Genomic DNA, 14,403 nt, shown 5'->3' with positions numbered 1-14,403 from the left:
AGCACACCATGAAACTCGCCATCGTCAACCTGGGCCGGATACTCACCGGCGAATGGCGCGAGCCCTATGCCTCGGGCGACGCCATCCTGATGCAGGACGGACTGATCGCCAAGGTCGGCACGCTGAGCGCGGCGGAAGTCGAAAGCGCCGACGTGGTCATCGACGCCGCCGGCACCACCGCCATTCCCGGCCTGATCGACTCGCAGGTGCACAACACCTTCGGCGACTACACGCCGCGGCAGAAGACCGTGGGCTTCCTGGAAAGCTACGTGCACGGCGGGGTCACCACCGGCGTCACCGCTTCGGAAGTGCACACGCCCGGCCGCCCCAAGGACCCGGCCGGCGTCAAGGCGCTGGCGGTGGCCGCCCAGCGATGTTTCCAGGACTACCGCCCCGGCGGCATGCGCGTGTACGCCGGCTCCATCATCATCGAACCCGGCCTGGTGGAACAGGACTTCGCCGACATCGCCGCGCAGGGCGTGTGGCTGGCCAAGGCAGGCTTCGGCGCGGTCAAGACCCCCTACGACTACGTACAGGCCATAGGCTGGGCCCGCAAGCACGGCATGATCACCACCGTGCATACCGGCGGCTCCTCCATTCCCGGTTCGTCGGGCATCTGGGCCGAGCACCTGATCGCCATGAACCCGCATGTATCGTTCCACGTCAACGGCGGCCCCGTGGCCATGCCCGACGAGGGCTTTCCCAAGATGGTGCACGAATCGGAAATCGCGCTGCAGGTCTGCACCGCGGGCAACCTGCGGACCACGCTCATGCTGGGCGACATGGTGCGCGCCGCCGACCAGTTCGACCGCTTCCTGATCGCCACCGACACGCCCACCGGCAGCGGCATCATGCCGCTGGGCATGATGTACACCATCACGCACCTGGCCAGCCTGACCGACATGCCGGTGGAATGGGCCATCGCCGCGGCCACCGGCAACAACGCCCGGGTCTATGGCATCAACAGCGGCTTCATCAAGCCGGGCAAGGACGCCGACGTGGTCCTGCTGGACGCCTGCGTCGGCGGTTCCAAGAACGATCCGCTGGACGCCCTGCGCAACGGCGACATCGCCGCCGTGTCGGCCGTCGTGACCGACGGCGTGCCGCGCTTCGTCGGCAAGAGCCGCAACACCCCGGCCGGCAATCGCCCGGTCCGCGTCGCCCGCTGCGACATTCCCCAGGACTACACGAGCGGAGGCCATTGAATGAACAAGCACATCGCCATCGTGGGCGCCGGGCCGGTCGGCGTCGTCGCGGCGCTGGCCGCCGTGCAGCAGGGCTTCCGCGTCTCGCTGTACGAGGCCGAGTCGCGCGTGGACGACAGCCCCCGCGCCGCCACGACGCACAGCTCGACCCTGGAGATGATCGCCCGCGTGGGACTGATCGACCGCTTCATCGGGGAAGGGCTGACGGCGCGCTACTTCCAGTTCTGGGACCAGGCCGCGCAGAAGATGGTCGCCCAGTTCGACCACGAGATCCTGAAGGACGAGACCCCCTATCCTTTCGTCGTGCAGACCGAGCAGCACAAGCTCGGCAACATGGGCATCGAGAAACTGCGCACGCATGCGGACGCGGCGGTCCACTTCGAGCATCGCATCACGGGGGTGGCGCAATCCGCGGACGGCGTGACCTTGACCGCCGAGACGCCCGACGGACCGGTGCGCATCGAGGCCGACTACGTCATCGCGGCCGACGGCGGCCGCAGCGCGCTGCGCAAGGCCCTGGACATTCCGTTCGAAGGCATGACCTGGCCCGAGCGCTTCATCGTCATCACGGTCAAGGATGATTTCGAACGCCTGATGGGCTGCTGCTATCGCAATTATCTTGCCCACCCCGACGCCTGGACCAATCTGTTCAAGATCTCCGGGGACGACATGCAGGGACGGTGGCGCGCGGTCTTTCCCTCGGGAGTCGACGAGACCGACGAAGAAGCCCTGAGCGACGCCGCGGTCACCCGCCGCCTCGCCCATGTGTTCCCGAGGACCGAGCCCTACGAGGTGCTGCACCGTAGCATCTACCGCGTCCACCAGCGGGTGGCGGCGCGCTTCCGGCAGGGCCGGGTGTTCCTGGCTGGCGACGCCGCGCACGTCAACAACCCCATCGGCGGCCTGGGGTTGAACTGCGGCATCCACGATGCGATGGAACTGGTGGACATGCTGACGTCAGTCGAGCGGGGCGAGGAAGACGCGTCGGTCTTCGATCGCTACGAGCGCCGGCGCCGGCAGATGAACATCGAGTTCGTGCAGCAGCAGACGGTGAACAACAAGAAGCGCCTGGAGGAAAAGGACCTCGCCGTGCGCGCGCAGGCGCTGGACGACATCCGCCGCACGGCGGACGATCCGCTGCGGCACCGCCAGTTCCTGCTGCGCAGCTCCTTGATCGACAGCGTACGCAAGGCCAGGACGATCGCCTGAGACCTGCCGGCTCAGCCCGCCGTGCAGTACGGCGCCTGGCCGCCCCGGGGCACCTCGCGCACGCTGGCGGCAATGGCATCGGCCACCAGGGCGACCACCCCCTGGTGGGCCGCGACCACGTCGGCGACCGAGCCCCCCGCCGCGGCTTGTTCGAAGCGGCCCCGGCATACCTGTCCCCGGCCCGCGCCCGCCGGCTTGACCGACCAGGCCACCACGGCCTCGACCGGTCCGCCCAGGCGCGCATCCAGGCGCGAGAACTCGACGTTGATGCGATAGTCGGGCTTGCCGGCCACGCCGCCCTTGGCCACGTCGACCGCATGCAGCCGGCCCTGGAGGGCCGTGGACAAGGCATCCTGCAGTTCGTCGCCCAGCGAGGCGGACCAGCGCTGCCGTTCCAGCAGTTGCACCCTCGCCCCCTCCTCGCGCAGCACGATCTGGCGGCGGCGCAGGCGCTCGGGCAAGGCCACCGGCGCGAGATCGATGATCATGGCCGGTCCGGACACGGCCGGACCGGCCGCTTCCCGGGCGGGAACCTGCAACGTATAGACGTCGGGAACGATCGGGGCGGCGCACCCCGCCAACCCGCCCGCCGCGGCCAGCGCCGCCATGGCCAGCACGAATGTCTTCATCGTTCTTCCTCGGGCTTTCCGCGCAGCAGCGACTGCGGGTTCTCTTCCAGGTAATCGGTCAGCTGGCGCAGCGAATTGGCCGTGCGCATCAGCTCCTGCAACGCGCGCCGCAGATCCTGCTGCACCGGCGCGTCCGCCGAGAACGTGCCTTCGGCGGCCTTGAGCGTCTTGCGCGCGTCTTCCATCGTGGCCATGATCTCGGGCGCGACCTGGCCGTCCAGCCGCTTCACCAGCCTGTCGGCGGACGCCATGGTCTCGCGCATGCCGGCCAGGGCCGTCGACAGGTCGCGGCCGATGGTATCGAACGGCATCTTGCCGATCTTGTCGACGATGTCGGCCAGCTTGCCCTGCAACTCATCGAAGGCGCCGGGTATGGTCGGGAACTCGTCCAGGCCCTGGCCCTGGCCACGGCCCATGCCGGCCGGCAGCGGCGCCCCCTTGAAGAAATCGATGGCGACGTACATCTGTCCGGTCAGCAGGTTCCCGTTGCGCAGTTGGGCGCGCATGCCACGGCGGACCAGCGCGTCCATCAGGCGGCGCTCCGCGTCGGCACTCAGCGCGCCCGGCTCGCCGGGCCGGCGCAGGCCCAGGCGCGCGGGGTAGAAGTCCACCACCACCGGCAGGCGGAAAGAATTGGTGGCCCGGTCGAACTCGATGCCGATCGAACGGACGGCGCCGATGACCACCCCGCGGAAGTCGACCGGCGCTCCCGGCGACAACCCCCTGACCGACTGTTCGAAATACATCACCGTGCTGGTCGACGGACCGTCCTCGACCCTGAGCGCCTCGTCCTGGTTGCCGGCAAGCTGGAACACGGCGTCGTCCTGGGCCGCCCGCCCCGGCGGCAGATGGGGCGAGTCGATGAACGAGACCCCGCCCAGCAGCACGGTGGAGATCGATTCGGTCTGCAGCTTCAGGCCATCGGCGTCCAGTTTGAGGTTGACGCCGCTGGAATGCCAGAACCGGGTGCTGGTGGTGACGAAGGTATCGTAAGGCGACCGGACGAACACGCGCACGGTCACGCCTTTGCCGTTCTGGTCCAGGTCGTAGGCCACGACCTGGCCCACGTTGACGCGGCGGAAATACACCGGTGAGCCGATATCGAGCGAACCGAGGTCGCCGGCATGCAGCACGAACTGCTTGCCCGGCGTGTCGGCGGTCACGATGGGCGGCACTTCCAGGCCCGTGAACGAGTCCTCGCGTTCCTGGGAACGTCCGGCGTCCACGCCAATATAGGCGCCCGACAGCAACGTGCCCAGGCCGCTGACGCCGCTGGCGGCGATGCGCGGCTTGACCACCCAGAAGCGGCTGTCCTCGACGGCGAAGCTGGAAGCATCGGAGGTCAGCTCGACCTCGGCGATGACGTGCGACCGGTCTGCCGCCAGGCGGATGGATTTCACCAGGCCGATATCGACGTCCTTGTAGCGGACCTTGGTCTTGCCCGCCTCGATGCCTTCGGCCGAACGGAAGGTGATGTCGATGGTCGGCCCGCGGGCATACCAGCTGTTGATCGCGAATGACAGCCCGGCGATGGCAGCGACGATGGGAATCAGCCAGACCAGCGATGGCAGCCAGCGGCTGGGCCGGCGGCGCACCGGCTCGCCCGGCGCCGAGTCGGGGGAAGTATCAGGCTTGGTTGTCATGGGTGTCTACCGGGTCCCAGATAAGGCGAGGATCGAAGCTCATCGAGGCTAGCATGGTCAATACCACCACGGCACCGAACGCGATGGCGCCCGGCTCGGGCCTGACGGTGGCCAGCGCGTCCAGGCGCACCAGCGAAGCCAGCAGCGCGACGACGAAGACATCCACCATGGACCAGCGCCCCACGGCTTCGACCATGCCGTACAGGCGGGTGCGCTCGACCGGCCGCCAGGTCGAGCGCGCCTGGGTCGTGATGACGAGCATCAGCAGCACGACGAGCTTGAAGATGGGAATGACGATGCTGGCGCAGAAAACCACGGCGGCGACGAAATAGGAGCCGTCCTGCCACAGATAGAGGACGCCGCTCAGGATGGTATTGGTTTGCGAACCCAGCAACGTGCCGGTGGTCATGATGGGCAGGATGTTGGCCGGCAGGTACAGCGCCATGGCGGCCAGCAGGAACGCCCAGGTGCGGCGCAGGCTGTCGGGCTTGCGCAGGTTCAGCGCGGCGCCGCATCGATCGCACGCGGTACCGCCGCGCCAGCGGGGATGGATGGCCGCGCACTGCGGGCACTCCGCCACGCCCGCCTGGGCAGCCGTGCGCACGGGGCTCATGGCGCGTCCCCGGCGGCCACGCCCTGGCCGGTCTCGATGGCCTCGGCGTGTTCCCACAGGTCGGCGGGATCGAAGCTGACCACCACGGCCAACAGCACGGTCAGGGCGCCGAACGCCCATAGCGCGACGCCGGGAACCACGGTCGCCATCGCCGACAGCTTCACCAGCGAAGCCACGATGCCCAGCATGAAGACCTCGATCATGCCCCAGGGCCGGCCCATGCGGACGATGCGCACCACCGGCCCGAAGCCGGCCGGGATCCGGCCCAGCCACAGCGGCACCAGCAGGTAGGCCAGCAGGCCCAGTTCGATCAGCGGCACCAGGATGGTGGTTGCGAAGACCAGGGTCGAGACCGACAGCATGTCTTCCAACGCCAGCACCCGGACCGCGCCCCAGACGGTGGTGCGCGTGCTGACGCCCTGGATCTCCATCGTGACGATGGGAAAGGCGTTGCAGCAGATGAAAACGATGAGGCTGGCCAGCACCACGGGCAGCAGGGCCCCGTAGCGCCGGTCGTTGTTCCGGTAGAGTTCGGTCCCGCAGCGCGGGCAGTAGGCCCGCTCCCCGGGGTCGAGCCGGATCCGGCGAAACACGGCATCGCAGTGTTCGCACAGCTTCAGCGACGTGTCGGCGCGAGGATCGGAATAATTGGACATGGAGATGGCTGTCCGCTTCCGCCGTGGACGGATTGGGCAAGACGGCATTTACAGACAACTGTGTATGTATATGCCAGCGCCATGATATCGCAGATTGACGCCCGCGCGCATCGGTTCACGGCGCCTGGGACAAGGCCTTGGCCTCTTCTTCCAGGCAATCGACCAGCGCCAGCATGGCCGGCGAAGGCTCCAGGCTGTCGTGGCGTATCACCCCGATGGGCCCGAACACCGGCGGCAACTCCACCGCCAGGATCGCCAGCGCGTGCCTGCGCGCATGGTAGGCGGCCACCGCGCGCGGCATCACCGACAACGCATGGCTATTGTCCATCAGGACCATGTTGTTCAACACCGAGGCGGATTCCACGCGCGAGGCCGGGCGGACGTCCGCGCGCTGGAACAGCATGTCCAGCCCCGCCCGCACCGGACTGCCGCGCGGCGGCATGATCCACGGGTAGGCCGCCAGTTCTTTCCAGGACGGCCGCTTCCTGGAGGCCAGCGGGTGGCTGGCCGACCCGCACACGCACATCGGTTCTTCGCACAGGATGCGCGTGGCGAGCCCGGGGCCGGCCGTCCCCGCGCCCAGCCGCGCCACCACCAGGTCCAGCTTGCGGGTCTGCAGATCGGGCAGCAGCGCCTCGATCGAGCCTTCGCGCACCAGCACGTTGATCCCGGCGGCCCGTTCCTCCAGCCGCAGCAGCGTGCGCGGGACCAGGAAGGCCGCGGACGACGAATTGATGCCCAGGCTCAGGGTCTCGACGCCCAGGCCGCCGGGCTCGGACCATTCCCGCCCCATGCGTTCGAGATCGCCCAGCACCCAGCGCGCATGCCGGATCATGGATGCGCCATGGACCGTCGGAAAGGTCCCCTTCGAGGTGCGTTCGAACAACCTCGCCCCGACCATGTCCTCGAGTTCCGCCAGCATCCGGGAAACCGCCGGCTGGGTCGTGGCCATGCGGCGCGCGGCCTCGCCCACGTTGCGGACGTCGTCCATCACCACCAGCAAGCGCAGGTGGCGCAGCCGGAGGCGGCCCCGCAAGTACCAGTCCGCGCGCAGCGCGGCCTCGGACGTATCGGACATTACATACCAAACCTGATATGACAATGGCCAAATATATCATTGGACCGCAATGAGACAGATCGGCCATCATCTGCCGCAGATTCCGCGCCGACCGCCAGGAACGAACGCATCGAAGGAGACAACCCATGCTGAAATCCGCGACCGGCCTCGTGGCCGCCCTTGCCTTCGCGGCCGGTGCCCAGGCCGCCTATCCCGACCGCCCCGTCACGCTGGTCGTGCCGTCCGTTCCCGGCGGCGCCGCCGACATGGTGGGCCGGCTGGTCGCCGAGCAGCTCGGCAAACAATGGAACGTGCCGATCATCGTCGAGAACAAGCCGGGCGGCGCCACCATCATCGGCACCCAGGCGGTGATCAAGGCCGCCCCCGACGGCTATACCCTGCTGCTGGGCATCGATGCCTCGTTCGCCGCGGTGCCCTTCCTCATGGAGAAGATGCCGTACCAGCCGCAGAAGGACCTGGAACCGATCGCCACGCTGTCCACCCTGCGCTATGTGCTGGTGGCCTCGCCCACGGCCCCGTTCAAGTCGGTCGAACAACTGCTGGCCCAGGCGCGCGCCCGCCCCGACACGATCACCTATGCCAGCGGCGGCGAAGGCTCCACCCACCACCTGGGCATGGCGCTGCTCGAACAGGAGGCCGGCGTGTCGTTCAAGCACGTACCGTACAAGGCGGCGCCGCAGGGCTTCGTGGACGTGATGGGCGGGCACATCGACATGATGTTCCTGGCGGCCAGCACGGCCATCCAGCCGGTCCGGGGCGGCAAGGTGCAAGGGCTGGCCAACACGGCCGCCACGCCCATCCCCGACCTGCCGGACCTGCCCATGCTCAAGGACAAGGTGAAGGGTTTCACCTTCGACAGCTGGTTCGGCCTGTTCGCGCCGGCCGGCACGCCGCCGGCGGTGGTCGACAAGCTGACCGCGTCGGTCCAGTCGGTGCTGCGCGACCCGCAGGTGCGCGACAAGCTGCAGGCCCAGGGCCTGGCCGCGGGCGAAGGCGGCCCGCGGGAGCTGCGCGAGCGCATCGGCGCGGACACCCGCCGCCTCGCCCCCGTCATCGCCAAGATCAAGAGCCAGCAGAACAAACCATGAAGCGCCCCAACATCCTGCTCATCACCACCGACCAGCACCGGGGCGACTGCCTGGGCTTTGCCGGACGGCGCGTGAAGACGCCCCACATCGACGAGCTGGCCCGCACCGGCACGCATTTCTCGTCGTGCATCACGCCCAATCTGGTGTGCCAGCCGTCGCGGGCATCCATCCTGACCGGCCTGCTGCCGCTGACCCATGGCGTCCGCGACAACGGCATCGACCTGGACGAGCGGACCGGCGAAGCCGGCTTCGCCGGCAGCCTGTCGGCGGCGGGATACGCCACCGGCTTCATCGGCAAGGCGCATTTTTCCACCCACCACACCTTCGCCCGCACCGGCCGGCCCGAGTGCCAGCACACCGAGGCCGGACTGGGGCCCGACTGGTCGGGTCCCTACATGGGCTTCGGCCACGTGGAACTGGTCGTCGAAGGCCACAACTACTGGCTGCCCACGCCGCCGCCCGGCGGCCTGCACCACTCGCGCTGGCACTACGGCGACGGCCTGGGGGAAATGCGCAACCGCCTCTACCAGACCGACCTGGGCCCGCCCAGCGGCGCACCGCAGACCTTCCACTCGGCCCTGCCCGTGGCCTGGCACAACTCGACCTGGATCGGCGACCGGACCATCGACTACCTGCGCGCGCACCGCGACGAGCCGTTCTGCCTGTGGGCTTCGTTCCCGGACCCGCACCATCCCTTCGACTGCCCGGAGCCGTGGTCCCGGCTGCATCATCCCGACGACGTGGACCTGCCCCGCCACCGCACCACCGACTACGACCGCCGCCCCTGGTGGCACCGCGCCAGCATGGAAAGCCGGCCGGTGGGCAGCGCCGAGGTCCAGGCGCTGCGGCAGAACTTCTCGCGCATCCCGACCCAGCCCGATGCCCAGTTGCGCAACATCATCGCCAACTATTACGGGATGATCTCCCTGGTGGACCACCAGGTGGGCCGCATCCTGAAAGCCTTGCACGAATACGGACTGGACGAGGACACGCTGGTCGTCTTCACTTCAGACCACGGCGAATGGCTGGGCGACCACGGATTGATGCTCAAGGGTCCGATGGCCTACGAAGGCCTGCTACGCGTGGCCATGGTGGCGCGCGGGCCGGGCGTACGGGCCGGCGCGCAGGTGCGCGATCCGGTCTCGACGCTGGACCTCGCGGCCACGATGGTCGACTACGCGAACGCCGCCGCGCTGGGGCCGCAGCACGGCCGCAGCCTGCGGCCGCTGCTGGAGGGCGCGGACGCCGGCCGGGACTACGCGTTGAGCGAATGGGACGTGGCGGCCTCGCGCTGCGGCGTGGAACTGAAGCTGCGCACGGTGCGCACCCGCGACTGGAAACTCACGCACGAACTGGGCAGCGGCGCGGGCGAGATGTACAACCTGGCCGACGATCCGGAAGAAATGGACAACTTGTTCGACGACCCGGGCTACGCGCTCCGGCGGCGAGAGCTGCTGGACATGCTGAGCGAGCGGCCCGCAGATCAGATGCCGCGACGGCTGCCGGCTTCGGGCGTGGCCTGAGGCCGTAGCCGCTCAGGCCACGCCCGGAGCGTTCACTGAGGCTTCACGCCAAGCTCGGCAAACAGCGCGCCCTTGGTTTCGTAGCTCTTGCGCGCCTCGGCGGCGAAGGGCGCGCTTCTCATGGGGACGACCGCCGCGCCCTGCTTCTGCGCCGCGGCCTGGTATTCCTCGGTCTGCACGGCCTTCATGCACATGTTCTCGAGCTTGGCGATCACCGGCCGGGGCGTATCGCGCGGCGCATACAGCCCCTGGTAGCCGGTGAAGAAACTGGCATAGCCCAGCTCGACCACGGAAGGCACGTCGGGCAGCGCGGGATGCCTGCGGTCCCAGAACACCACCAGCGGCCGGACATCATTGCGGGATGCCACCGACACCACCGAATTGATGGTGAACTCCAGGTCGCCGGCAAGCAGCCGCAGCAGGTTGGGACCGTCACCGCGATAGGCGATGTCCTGCACCTGTATGCCCGCCTGCCTGGCCAGGGTCAGCATGTTGAGATGCACGTCGGTATAGGTTCCGGAATGCCCATAGTTGAATTTCCCGGGCTGCCTGCGTGCCGCTTCCACCAGGTCCTCCAGCTTCTTGTAGGGGGAGTCGGCGCGGACCGCCAGTACGAAGGCATTGACGTTGAGCTGGCAGACGAAGTCGAAGGAATCGAACGTATAGGACAAGTCCTTCTGCGTGTAGGGCAGGTTCGTCATGACAATGGACGGACCGATCATCAACGTGTAGCCGTCGGGCTGCGCGCGGGCCACGGAAGCGGCGCCGATGGCGCCCGATGCGCCCTCGCGGTTGATGTAGACGAACTGCTCTCCCCCGATCTTGCTCATGGCCATGGAAAAGACCCGGAACAACGCGTCCGTCCCGCCGCTGCCGAACGGATAGATCAACTGCACCGGCCGTGCCGGGTACGTGTCCTGCGCAACCGCCGTTCCACCAAGAGAGAACAGCATAGCGAACAACCCTGCCCATTTGACGCTTCTCATGATGCGACCCACTCCGTAGTTGATTTGTCCTATCCTCGCCCGCTAGGCGTCGACGCGCTGCACCTTGGTCGATGGCCAGATGCGGCCATACAGGTATGTCAGGATCTCGCCGCAAGTGATCGGGCGGTCTCCGGCCACCGAGGTGGCGAACCTGGGCATTTCGGCCGCTTTCTCGCGGTCCGGATTGGACAACTGCGGCGTGATCACCGCATCGAAATCCGGCGTGGCGAAGAAAGGCATGGAGTAGCGCTCCAGGCCGTAGCGATTGATGACACGATGCGGCGTGGCGGCGTACATGCCATCGGTCCAGATCTTCATCATTTCACCGATGTTCATCACGAAGCTTCCTCGCAGCGGCGGCACGGTGATCCAGTCGCCCGCCGGGCTGAGGATTTCCAGGCCACCGACCTCGTCCTGGGCCAGGAAGGTGAACGCGCCGGAATCCGTGTGGGGCCGCGTGCCCAGGTGGTCGCCCGACTCCGTGGGCTCCTGGGGCGGGTAGTGCATGATGCGCAACTGCATCATCGGATTCTGGAAATAGCGGGTGAACGAATCGGGCGGCAGGTCCAGGCCTGCCGCGAACATGCGCAGAAAGGTCTGGGACAGCGCCGACATATCGCGGAAGTAGTCGAGCATCGCGGTCCTGAGTCCGGGCAGCGACGCCGGCCACTGGTTGGCGCCGTGCAGAGGCTTGCCCGCCAGCACGGCCGGATGATCGGGCGGCAGCTCGGCATGGATCTGGAAGGCCTCGTGCAGGTTGCCCTTGAGGCTCGGATCCGCGCCCATCATCTTGAACGGCAGGTAGCCGCGGTATTTGTCGGACAGCGCCAGCCGGATGGCCATCTTCTCTTCAAGGGGAAGCGCGAAGAACCTCCGGGCCACCTCGAACATGGCGTCGATGCGGCTGGCTGGCATGCCGTGATTGACGACATAGAAAAAGCCCATGGTGTGCGAGGCTTCGGCAATACGGTGGGCGATATCGCGATACACCGCCGGATCGCCGGACTGCAGCACGGACAAGTCGATGACGGGCACTTCGTGGGCAAAGACTTTCTTGAACTCTGGTAAAGCCATGATCATCCCCAATCAAATGCGGGCATCCGCCCGCGCCGACCACACAAGAAGCACGGGCGACGCCGCCCCTAGTCCGCCGCCCCCTGGCGCGCGGCCGCCACCTCCCTGGCGAGCCGCATGCCGGCCATCGCGGCGGGAAAGCCGCAATAGACCGCCGCATGCAGGAAGACCTCAGCCACCTCTTCCATCGTCATGCCGTTGTTGATGGCTCCGTCGATGTGCGTCTTCAACTCGGTAGGCCGATTCTGGGCCGCAAGCATGGCGATCGTCGCCAGGCTGCGGTCGCGCAGGCTGAGCTGGCCGCGCGACCAGATATCCCCCCAGGCGAACTCGGTCAGGTATGTCTGCAGATCGGCGTTCAGCTCGCCCTGCGCCGAGGTCACCCGCTGCGCCACCGGCGCTTCGCCCAGCACCTGCTTGCGCACGGCCAGGCCTTTGTCGAAACGTTCGTTCATGGATATCTCCAGATAGAGGCCGGTGGCTCAGGCCGCGGCACGGTCCGCCGGAAGTTCGACGCCGGCAAGCGCCCGATCGACCAGCGACGTGGCCGCATCGAAATCGTAGATTCGGAACATGTTCTGCTTGACCAGGAAGGACGCACCGCCGTAGAACTTCTCGTACTGCTGGTGGCGGCCGGCGAACTCGCTGCCGATCAGGTCCCAGGCCATCTTCAGCAACGCGACCCGGTCGCGGGCGGGATAGCCGGGCGACGCGATGTAGCGCTCGAGGTCGCGCGCCGCGTCGGGATGGTCGAAATCGGCCAGCGACGGCGGCAGCATGATCATCGAACCGCCCGACAGTTCGCGCAACATATCGACCATGCGGGAGTTCAATTCGCCTTGCAGCGACATGACCGCGTACAGCGCGGACTTGGCGGGCCAGACCACGCCCTCGCCGTCGGTCGTGGCCCGGGTCTCCTGCGCGTCGATCATCAGCTCGACGATCGTCGCGTGGGCAGCCAGTTCGCCCAACTGCACGCGCACGGGCGGCATGGCGCCGACGCCCGTGATCTCGGTCACCCGCTTGGCCAGGCCCAGGAGGAAACGCAGCTTGGTCGCGTAGCGCACCTGGGCCTGGTAGTTGCCGTAGGAATGCGCGGGTGTCTTCCACCACTGGTTCCAGCACACGTCCAGGTTCCGGTGGATGAATACGTGCTCCCAGGGCACGAACACATCGTCGAGCACCAGCAAGGCGTCGGTTTCGTCGAAACGGGCGGACAACGGGTAGTCGCGCGCGTCGCCGGCCAGCGCGAAGGACTTGCGGCTGTAGACCTTCAAGCCCGGCGCGTTCATGGGAATGACCACGCCGAACGCATGATTCTCGTCCCCGGGCTGGAGCGGATGGATGCAACTGACGTAGACGTAGTCGGACAACACCGCGCCCGTGGCCAGTTGCTGCGCCCCCTTGAGCACGATGCCATCGTCGCGTTCGGCCACGACACCGGCGTACAGGGTCGGATCGGACTGCTGGTGAGCCGGCTTGCTGCGATCGATCTGCGGCGGCACGATGGCGTAGGACACATAGAGATGCCGGTCGCGCGCGAACTGGAAGAACCGCTGGACATTGTCGGCGTATGCCGCCCCGCCGGCGGCGAACAACGAGGGCTTCGCGGCGAATCCCGAAAGGAATCCCGCCACGTGGTCCGGCGTGCGGCCCATCAGTCCGCAGGTCGCCTCGGCCCAGGCCGCGGACATTCCACGCGCGGCCCGCAAATCCTCCACCGATCGGGGAATGCGATAGCAGTGCAGGGCCCGGCGGCCCGAACCGTCGATTTCGTACGTCATGCGTTCCCGGTTGTCGGGGTGCGCGGCCAGATCGTACAGCGACGCGACCGAGGCAACGGCCCCCCGGAAAGCAGGGTGCCGGGTTACGTCGCGGACGACTTCGCCGTTGTAGTACACGGTGCGGCCGTCGGCGCGTATGGCATCGATATAGTCGGCCCCGGTGCGCAAGCCGCCGGACATGGCGGGCGACCTCGAGACAAGCATGTTCATGCGGTTCTCCGGATGACGCGATCGTTCGTGGAAACAAAGGAAGATGAGCCCAGCGCGGCATAGGCGCCGTCGGCGTACAGCAGCGGCGCCGCCGCATCCGAGATATGGACGCGGACGACCGATCCGATCAGCACCGCGTGGGTATCCATGGCCAGTATCTGTTCGACCGAGCACTCGAACACCGCGGCGGCGTTGTCCAGGACAGGCAGTCCGCCGGCGTCGCGCCAACCGTCACCGGCGAAGAGCTGGCCCAGGCATTTTTCCGCGCTGGAGAAATCGCGGGCCACCTGTTCCTGATGCAACGACAGGACGTTCACCGCCATGCGTCGGCTCGCGCTGGCGAAACGGTAGGTGGCTCCGCGGAGATTGACGCAAGCCAGCAGCCGGGGAGGCGTCGCCGACAAGGAGCAGACCGCGGTGGCCGTCATGCCGGTGCGTTCTTGTTCCAGGCAACTGGTGATCACGGTCACCCCGGCCGCCAGCCGCCTCATGCCCAACCTGAAATCGTTCGCATCGCAACTCATGCACGGCTCCGTCGTCGGTGCTGCAACGGCTCGTCCAAGCCGTTTCCGGCATCCTAGTTATACCGATATATATTTGTCAACTAGTTTAGTTAACTAATATAAATGCGAGAAGCGGCAGGGCTGATTACAATGACGGCGCAGACGGGCGTGCCGTGTTCGGCAGCGCTCACCGGACCCGGGA

14 protein-coding genes are annotated in these 14,403 nt (G+C 67.3%); 4 read left to right on the top strand and 10 right to left on the bottom strand.

Translation table 11 applies throughout. The features are described 5' to 3' along the window. The first annotated feature begins 8 nt into the window (after positions 1-8). Both AC1Q6E_RS22805 and AC1Q6E_RS22800 read left to right on the top strand, forming a co-directional pair. The gene (locus AC1Q6E_RS22805) at positions 9-1,205 is read left to right on the top strand and encodes an amidohydrolase family protein (RefSeq protein ID WP_492573565.1); all 1,197 of its coding nucleotides are present in this window, start codon (positions 9-11) and stop codon (positions 1,203-1,205) included. Continuing rightward, positions 1,206-2,414, top strand: a complete 1,209-nt coding sequence (locus AC1Q6E_RS22800; protein WP_152792737.1) for an FAD-dependent oxidoreductase — start codon at positions 1,206-1,208, stop codon at positions 2,412-2,414. 11 nt (positions 2,415-2,425) lie between these two features. On the opposite strand, the gene AC1Q6E_RS22795 is transcribed toward AC1Q6E_RS22800, so the two are convergent. From AC1Q6E_RS22795 to AC1Q6E_RS22775, 5 genes are all read right to left on the bottom strand, one after another. Beyond that, positions 2,426-3,043: a PqiC family protein gene (locus tag AC1Q6E_RS22795; protein ID WP_152792738.1), complete on the bottom strand. Its 618-nt coding sequence runs from the start codon at positions 3,041-3,043 to the stop codon at positions 2,426-2,428. Beyond that, positions 3,040-4,686, bottom strand: a complete 1,647-nt coding sequence (locus AC1Q6E_RS22790; RefSeq protein WP_152792739.1) for a PqiB family protein — start codon at positions 4,684-4,686, stop codon at positions 3,040-3,042. The genes AC1Q6E_RS22795 and AC1Q6E_RS22790 overlap by 4 nt, the downstream gene beginning before the upstream one ends. Next, on the bottom strand, positions 4,670-5,299 hold the full coding sequence (locus AC1Q6E_RS22785; protein WP_296555512.1) for a paraquat-inducible protein A: 630 nt from the start codon (positions 5,297-5,299) through the stop codon (positions 4,670-4,672). Before AC1Q6E_RS22785 ends, AC1Q6E_RS22790 begins: the two co-directional genes overlap by 17 nt. Beyond that, positions 5,296-5,955: a paraquat-inducible protein A gene (locus AC1Q6E_RS22780; protein ID WP_296555514.1), complete on the bottom strand. Its 660-nt coding sequence runs from the start codon at positions 5,953-5,955 to the stop codon at positions 5,296-5,298. Before AC1Q6E_RS22780 ends, AC1Q6E_RS22785 begins: the two co-directional genes overlap by 4 nt. Before the next feature lie 115 nt (positions 5,956-6,070). Continuing rightward, complete coding sequence (locus tag AC1Q6E_RS22775) at positions 6,071-7,033, bottom strand: LysR family transcriptional regulator (protein ID WP_152792741.1); 963 nt, start codon at positions 7,031-7,033, stop codon at positions 6,071-6,073. Positions 7,034-7,158: 125 nt separating this feature from the next. Between AC1Q6E_RS22775 and AC1Q6E_RS22770 the strand changes: the two genes are divergently transcribed. Then, positions 7,159-8,121, top strand: coding sequence for a Bug family tripartite tricarboxylate transporter substrate binding protein (locus AC1Q6E_RS22770; RefSeq protein WP_152792742.1), 963 nt, complete (start codon positions 7,159-7,161; stop codon positions 8,119-8,121). Continuing rightward, positions 8,118-9,644 (top strand): sulfatase-like hydrolase/transferase, encoded by a 1,527-nt coding sequence (locus tag AC1Q6E_RS22765; protein ID WP_296555516.1) that lies wholly within the window; start codon positions 8,118-8,120, stop codon positions 9,642-9,644. The genes AC1Q6E_RS22770 and AC1Q6E_RS22765 overlap by 4 nt, the downstream gene beginning before the upstream one ends. Before the next feature lie 32 nt (positions 9,645-9,676). Here the strand turns inward: AC1Q6E_RS22765 and AC1Q6E_RS22760 are convergent, their stop codons facing one another. The 5 genes from AC1Q6E_RS22760 to AC1Q6E_RS22740 form a co-directional block, all read right to left on the bottom strand. After that, entirely contained in the window at positions 9,677-10,597 is a 921-nt protein-coding gene (locus AC1Q6E_RS22760; protein ID WP_296555517.1) for a Bug family tripartite tricarboxylate transporter substrate binding protein, read from the bottom strand. Between the two features lie 75 nt (positions 10,598-10,672). Continuing rightward, positions 10,673-11,704: an isopenicillin N synthase family dioxygenase gene (locus AC1Q6E_RS22755; RefSeq protein ID WP_296555519.1), complete on the bottom strand. Its 1,032-nt coding sequence runs from the start codon at positions 11,702-11,704 to the stop codon at positions 10,673-10,675. Positions 11,705-11,772: 68 nt separating this feature from the next. Further along, complete coding sequence (locus tag AC1Q6E_RS22750) at positions 11,773-12,159, bottom strand: carboxymuconolactone decarboxylase family protein (protein WP_152792746.1); 387 nt, start codon at positions 12,157-12,159, stop codon at positions 11,773-11,775. A gap of 27 nt (positions 12,160-12,186) precedes the next feature. Then, positions 12,187-13,698 carry a 4-hydroxyphenylacetate 3-hydroxylase family protein gene (locus AC1Q6E_RS22745; RefSeq protein ID WP_296555520.1) on the bottom strand — a complete coding sequence of 504 codons (1,512 nt, stop codon included), beginning with the start codon at positions 13,696-13,698 and terminating at the stop codon, positions 12,187-12,189. After that, positions 13,695-14,222, bottom strand: a complete 528-nt coding sequence (locus tag AC1Q6E_RS22740; RefSeq protein WP_296555521.1) for a flavin reductase family protein — start codon at positions 14,220-14,222, stop codon at positions 13,695-13,697. The genes AC1Q6E_RS22745 and AC1Q6E_RS22740 overlap by 4 nt, the downstream gene beginning before the upstream one ends. Positions 14,223-14,403: the final 181 nt, after the last annotated feature.

This window comes from Pigmentiphaga sp. MLSB6-MA01 (genome assembly GCF_058793475.1).
Note: the sequence above shows the minus strand (reverse complement) of the source record. Positions and strands in the feature narration are given on the sequence as shown.

What these genes read in the sequence shown, in the direction of transcription:
- AC1Q6E_RS22805 (WP_492573565.1), top strand. Translation starts at nt 9, where the DNA reads ATGAAACTCGCCATCGTCAACCTGGGCCGGATACTCACCGGCGAATGG.
- AC1Q6E_RS22800 (WP_152792737.1), top strand. Translation starts at nt 1,206, where the DNA reads ATGAACAAGCACATCGCCATCGTGGGCGCCGGGCCGGTCGGCGTCGTC.
- AC1Q6E_RS22795 (WP_152792738.1), bottom strand. Translation starts at nt 3,043, where the DNA reads ATGAAGACATTCGTGCTGGCCATGGCGGCGCTGGCCGCGGCGGGCGGG.
- AC1Q6E_RS22790 (WP_152792739.1), bottom strand. Translation starts at nt 4,686, where the DNA reads ATGACAACCAAGCCTGATACTTCCCCCGACTCGGCGCCGGGCGAGCCG.
- AC1Q6E_RS22785 (WP_296555512.1), bottom strand. Translation starts at nt 5,299, where the DNA reads ATGAGCCCCGTGCGCACGGCTGCCCAGGCGGGCGTGGCGGAGTGCCCG.
- AC1Q6E_RS22780 (WP_296555514.1), bottom strand. Translation starts at nt 5,955, where the DNA reads ATGTCCAATTATTCCGATCCTCGCGCCGACACGTCGCTGAAGCTGTGC.
- AC1Q6E_RS22775 (WP_152792741.1), bottom strand. Translation starts at nt 7,033, where the DNA reads ATGTCCGATACGTCCGAGGCCGCGCTGCGCGCGGACTGGTACTTGCGG.
- AC1Q6E_RS22770 (WP_152792742.1), top strand. Translation starts at nt 7,159, where the DNA reads ATGCTGAAATCCGCGACCGGCCTCGTGGCCGCCCTTGCCTTCGCGGCC.
- AC1Q6E_RS22765 (WP_296555516.1), top strand. Translation starts at nt 8,118, where the DNA reads ATGAAGCGCCCCAACATCCTGCTCATCACCACCGACCAGCACCGGGGC.
- AC1Q6E_RS22760 (WP_296555517.1), bottom strand. Translation starts at nt 10,597, where the DNA reads ATGCTGTTCTCTCTTGGTGGAACGGCGGTTGCGCAGGACACGTACCCG.
- AC1Q6E_RS22755 (WP_296555519.1), bottom strand. Translation starts at nt 11,704, where the DNA reads ATGGCTTTACCAGAGTTCAAGAAAGTCTTTGCCCACGAAGTGCCCGTC.
- AC1Q6E_RS22750 (WP_152792746.1), bottom strand. Translation starts at nt 12,159, where the DNA reads ATGAACGAACGTTTCGACAAAGGCCTGGCCGTGCGCAAGCAGGTGCTG.
- AC1Q6E_RS22745 (WP_296555520.1), bottom strand. Translation starts at nt 13,698, where the DNA reads ATGAACATGCTTGTCTCGAGGTCGCCCGCCATGTCCGGCGGCTTGCGC.
- AC1Q6E_RS22740 (WP_296555521.1), bottom strand. Translation starts at nt 14,222, where the DNA reads ATGAGTTGCGATGCGAACGATTTCAGGTTGGGCATGAGGCGGCTGGCG.